The sequence below is a fragment of the Acidovorax sp. HMWF029 genome (assembly GCF_003060895.1).
Lineage (GTDB): Bacteria > Pseudomonadota > Gammaproteobacteria > Burkholderiales > Burkholderiaceae_C > Acidovorax.
In genome coordinates, this window is sequence record NZ_QAIH01000254.1 from 5,188 (window position 1) to 9,072 (window position 3,885).

Consider the following 3,885-nt stretch of genomic DNA (forward strand, 5'->3'; position numbering starts at 1 on the left):
TGTGGGGCGTGGCCGCCCCCAGCGCCAACCGCTTTGGCCGCGTGAGCCCCACCACCGCCCGGCATGTGCAGGACGAACTGGGCGATGACCTGCTGGTGCTGGACGGTGGCCCCTGCGGCGTGGGCATTGAAAGCACCATCGTGGACTGCACCCGTGGCGTGCCCGTGCTGCTGCGCCCAGGCGCCATCACGCGTGCGCAGATTGCGGCGGCCTGCGGCATTGCGCCGCTGTCCAAGGAAGACCTGCCCGCGCTCACGCCTCGCGCATCCGGCACGCTGGAGGCCCACTACGCCCCCACCGCCAAGGTGCGGCTGATGGACGCCAAGGCCTTGCAGACCAGCCTGGACCTGCTGGGCGCCGACGCGGCCCACATCGCCGTGTATGCCCGCTCTGCGCTGCGCTCGCACTCGTCCCGGCTCGTACTGCTGCGCATGCCAGACGATGCCGCCGCCACCGCCCAGCAGCTGTTTGCCGTGCTGCGCGGCTTTGACGACGAGGGCGTGAAACTGATCTGGATCGAGACCCCTCCTGCCAGCCCGGATTGGGAGGGGGTTCGCGATCGCCTGCAGCGAGCGGCAGCGGCCTGATCGGCCACGAAGGCGCTGCTTTACATGCGTTGACTTTGCGTCGTTAAACTACCCCCCACTTTTCTGGAGAAATACATGGCAGCAAATTGGATGCGCCGCACCGTCATGGTCGCCGCATGTGCATCGGCCGCGTTGCTCGCGGCCTGCGGTTCCAGCACCACTGAATCGGCCATCACGCCCCAACGCTTCATCGCGTTTGGCGATGCCATGAGCGATGTGGGGCAAAACGGTTCGCGCTACACCGTCAACGATGGCAGCGTCAACAACTGGACCCTGCAGGTGGTCGCCAACTACGGCAAGACCCTCACCCCAGCGTCCGCAGGCGGCACCAGCTACGCCACGGGCAACGCACGCGTCAGCACCAAGCCTGATGCCGCAGGCAACGCCAGCACCCGCACCATCACTGAGCAGATCGACACCTTTCTGGCGAGCGGCCGCTTTGCCAACTCCGACGTGGTGATCGTGAGCGGTGGTGTCAGCGACGTGATCGCCGGCATGGCTGCCGTGACCGCAGGCGCGCAGACCGAGGCCGCCATGGTGGCCGCTGCGCGCAAGGCGGGTGAAGACCTGGCCGCTCAGGTGCGCCGCTTGGTCGCGGCCGGCGCCAAATATGTGGTGGTGACCGGCACCTACGACCTGAGCAAGAGCCCCTGGGCCAAGTCGATTGGCCGCGAAGCCCTGCTGACCGACGCGAGCAGCCGCTTCAACGATGGCCTGCTGGTGGGCATCGTGGACCTGGGCGCCAACGTACTGTACGTGGACTCGGCCTACTACGTGAACCTGTACACCAGCGTGCCTGGCAACTACGGCTTCAACAACGCCACCACGGCCGTGTGCACCTCGGTGGACGCCACCAATGGCATCGGCATCGGCGCGGGCAAGGTCAACTCCGCCCTGTGCAACAGCTCCACGCTGCTGTCGGGCGCCAACCAGGCTTCTTACGTATTTGCCGACTCCGTGTACCTTACCCCGTCGGCCCAGCGCCAGTTCGGCACCTACGCCTACGACCGCCTGCGCGCACGCTGGTAACGGACGGGGCACCAGCCCACCCCAGCATGCGTGGGCTAGCGCTTCATCCGCAAAAAAGCCGACCCTCGGGTCGGCTTTTTTCTTTTCACCATCGGGCCCGAGTGGCCCAAGGCGGCTTACTTGACAGTATCAAACACGGCTCGGGCTTGTGCGTGGCAGAAAGGTGGCTCGTAGGTGCCGTGGTAGGCGCCGTAGTAGGTGGCGAATGCCGCAGACGTGGGGTCGGTTGGCGCCTTGCCGCCCGGGCCGAAAGTGGCCTGGATGGCAGCATCCACGTCCACAGAACTCACATTGGTCAGGCCCCGGCTGTCGAAGTCGGCCTTCATGACAGCCTGGTGCACTGCGGGTGGCACCGTGGGGTCGCCCGCACCGCCACACAGCAGCACGCGGGCCTTGGGGCTCCAGCCGAGCAGGTCGTTCTTCTTGGCCGCCAGGTACAGCGGGTGGGTCGTGCTGGTCTGCGAGCCCGTGATGAAGTCGGACTGGAACAGCGCATCGCGCGCCTGGTTGGGTGTGCCAGCGGGCAGGGTGCCCGAAGTGAGCAGCGTGGTGTAGGTCATCGTAGGGTTGGGCAGCAGGTTCTCGATGTAACCCGAGTAAGGTGCCTTGAAGACCTGCTTCACGTCGGTGTACACGTTGCCGTAGACCTTTTGCCACGAGGTCACGAGGTAGGGCACGAAGAACTGCACACCCGCAATCGCATCAGGAATGCGCAGCGAACCCGACAGGTTGTAGGGGCCCGCCAGGTGGGCGCCTGCCACCACGTTGAATTCTGTGCCGTAGTCGCGCTCGGCGGCACGGTGCGCCGCCATCGACGAATGCCCGCCTTGCGAGTACCCCGTGAACATGACCTTGCCCGACAGGTTGGCCCCCACGGTGCCCGCTGCATTGCGTGCGGCACGCACCGAGTCGATCACAGAGGTCGCTTCGGAGTCGGCATGCAGGTAGGGATGGTAGCTGTAGGTGGACTTGGCAAAACCCAGGTAGTCCGTGGCCACCACGGCATAACCCTGGGCTGCATACATGGCTGCCAGCAGGAAGGTTTCTGAGTCCTGCGGATTGGCAAGCGTGCGGGGCTTTTGCACATCCGTGCCCTTGGCATAGGCCACCAGCGGCGCTGCCGTGGTGCAACTGCCACCGGGCACCAGCATCACGCCCGATGCGTTGGTGTTCTCGCCACTCTTGGCTCCCACAGTGGCGTAGTTCAGCGCCACCACCTTCACATCGCACTTAGCCTTGCCGGTGAGGGCCTGCAAACCTGCGCTGGAGGTACTGGCATCGATCTGCGCTGCAGTCAGTGTGGTCACCGTGGCAGGTGGGTCAATCAGTGCGCCACGTGCCGGGTCGTCAGAGCCCCCGCATGCAACAAGCACAAGCGCAGCAGCCGCAACACAGGTAAGACGGAAGTAGTTCATGGATGGGTCCCTCGGGTCAGTGAAAAACGATGCATCGTGCGCGCACCTGCGCTGCAGCATCCATAGGGGATAACGCGTGGAACCGGGTCCAAAGACACTTGCGCGACAGCCGCCGCCGGGCGGCCGCCCAGATCAGTCCGCGCCGCGCACGCCGTAGCGCAGCTTCATACCCAAAATGGTGCCGGCCAGCGCCAGTGTGATGGCATTGGCGATCACGATGGGCCAGGCAGCCAGGGCCAGCCCATAAACCAGCCAGAGCGCCACCCCCACCGTGAACACGCTGTACATGCCCAGAGAGATGCCGCTCACGTCCCGTGTGCGAAAGGTCTGTAGTGCCTGGGGCACAAAGCTGCAGGTGGTAAGAGTTGCGGCCAGATAGCCGACGAGTTCAGGGAGTTGCATGGTGGGCGGGGCAGCTGGGCTGCGCCGAGGGTTGGGTTGTCCAGTCAGTGGTCGCGAGCGGTCCAGTCGACAAGGCTGTCGAGCACGGGCCGTGCGGCACCTGCGCTGGCGTGATTGACGATCGCCACCAGAACATAGCGGCGCCCGCTGGATGCATGAACATAGCCAGCGATGGCCATCACGTCACGCAGGCTGCCCGTCTTGAGATGGGCGGTGCCCGGACGGCTCTGGCTGCGGCGCAGCGTGCCGTCCACCCCAGAGATGGGTAGCGAGGCAAGCAACTCCGGCATTACTGGGGATGCCCAAGCCCCCTGCAGCATGCGGGCTAACGCCTGGGCCGTCAGGCGGGCGTCGCGGCTCAGGCCTGAGCCGTTGTCCACGTGGGGCTGCTCTACGTCGCCCAAGCGGCCCTGCCACCACTGGCGCAGAACCTCTCGCGCGCCGTCGTAGGT

General features: G+C 65.6%; 5 protein-coding genes. 2 read left to right on the forward strand and 3 right to left on the reverse strand.

From position 1 onward, the window contains the following. A partial coding sequence (locus tag DBR12_RS23160; RefSeq protein WP_233244847.1) for an L-threonylcarbamoyladenylate synthase occupies positions 1-587 on the forward strand: 587 nt, incomplete at its 5' end. 75 nt (positions 588-662) lie between these two features. Then, positions 663-1,616: an SGNH/GDSL hydrolase family protein gene (locus tag DBR12_RS18390; protein WP_108618585.1), complete on the forward strand. Its 954-nt coding sequence runs from the start codon at positions 663-665 to the stop codon at positions 1,614-1,616. A 116-nt stretch (positions 1,617-1,732) separates the two neighbouring features. On the opposite strand, the gene DBR12_RS18395 is transcribed toward DBR12_RS18390, so the two are convergent. From DBR12_RS18395 to DBR12_RS23165, 3 genes are all read right to left on the reverse strand, one after another. Beyond that, the gene (locus tag DBR12_RS18395; protein ID WP_108618586.1) at positions 1,733-3,031 is read right to left on the reverse strand and encodes a lipase family protein; all 1,299 of its coding nucleotides are present in this window, start codon (positions 3,029-3,031) and stop codon (positions 1,733-1,735) included. 132 nt (positions 3,032-3,163) lie between these two features. Then, the gene (locus tag DBR12_RS18400; RefSeq protein WP_108618587.1) at positions 3,164-3,433 is read right to left on the reverse strand and encodes a SemiSWEET transporter; all 270 of its coding nucleotides are present in this window, start codon (positions 3,431-3,433) and stop codon (positions 3,164-3,166) included. A 44-nt stretch (positions 3,434-3,477) separates the two neighbouring features. Next, the coding region (locus tag DBR12_RS23165) for a D-alanyl-D-alanine carboxypeptidase (protein WP_233244850.1) at positions 3,478-3,885 on the reverse strand (408 nt) is incomplete at its 5' end.

Coding starts and splice junctions, on each gene's coding strand:
- DBR12_RS18390 (WP_108618585.1), top strand. CDS start 663: ATGGCAGCAAATTGGATGCGCCGCACCGTCATGGTCGCCGCATGTGCA.
- DBR12_RS18395 (WP_108618586.1), bottom strand. CDS start 3,031: ATGAACTACTTCCGTCTTACCTGTGTTGCGGCTGCTGCGCTTGTGCTT.
- DBR12_RS18400 (WP_108618587.1), bottom strand. CDS start 3,433: ATGCAACTCCCTGAACTCGTCGGCTATCTGGCCGCAACTCTTACCACC.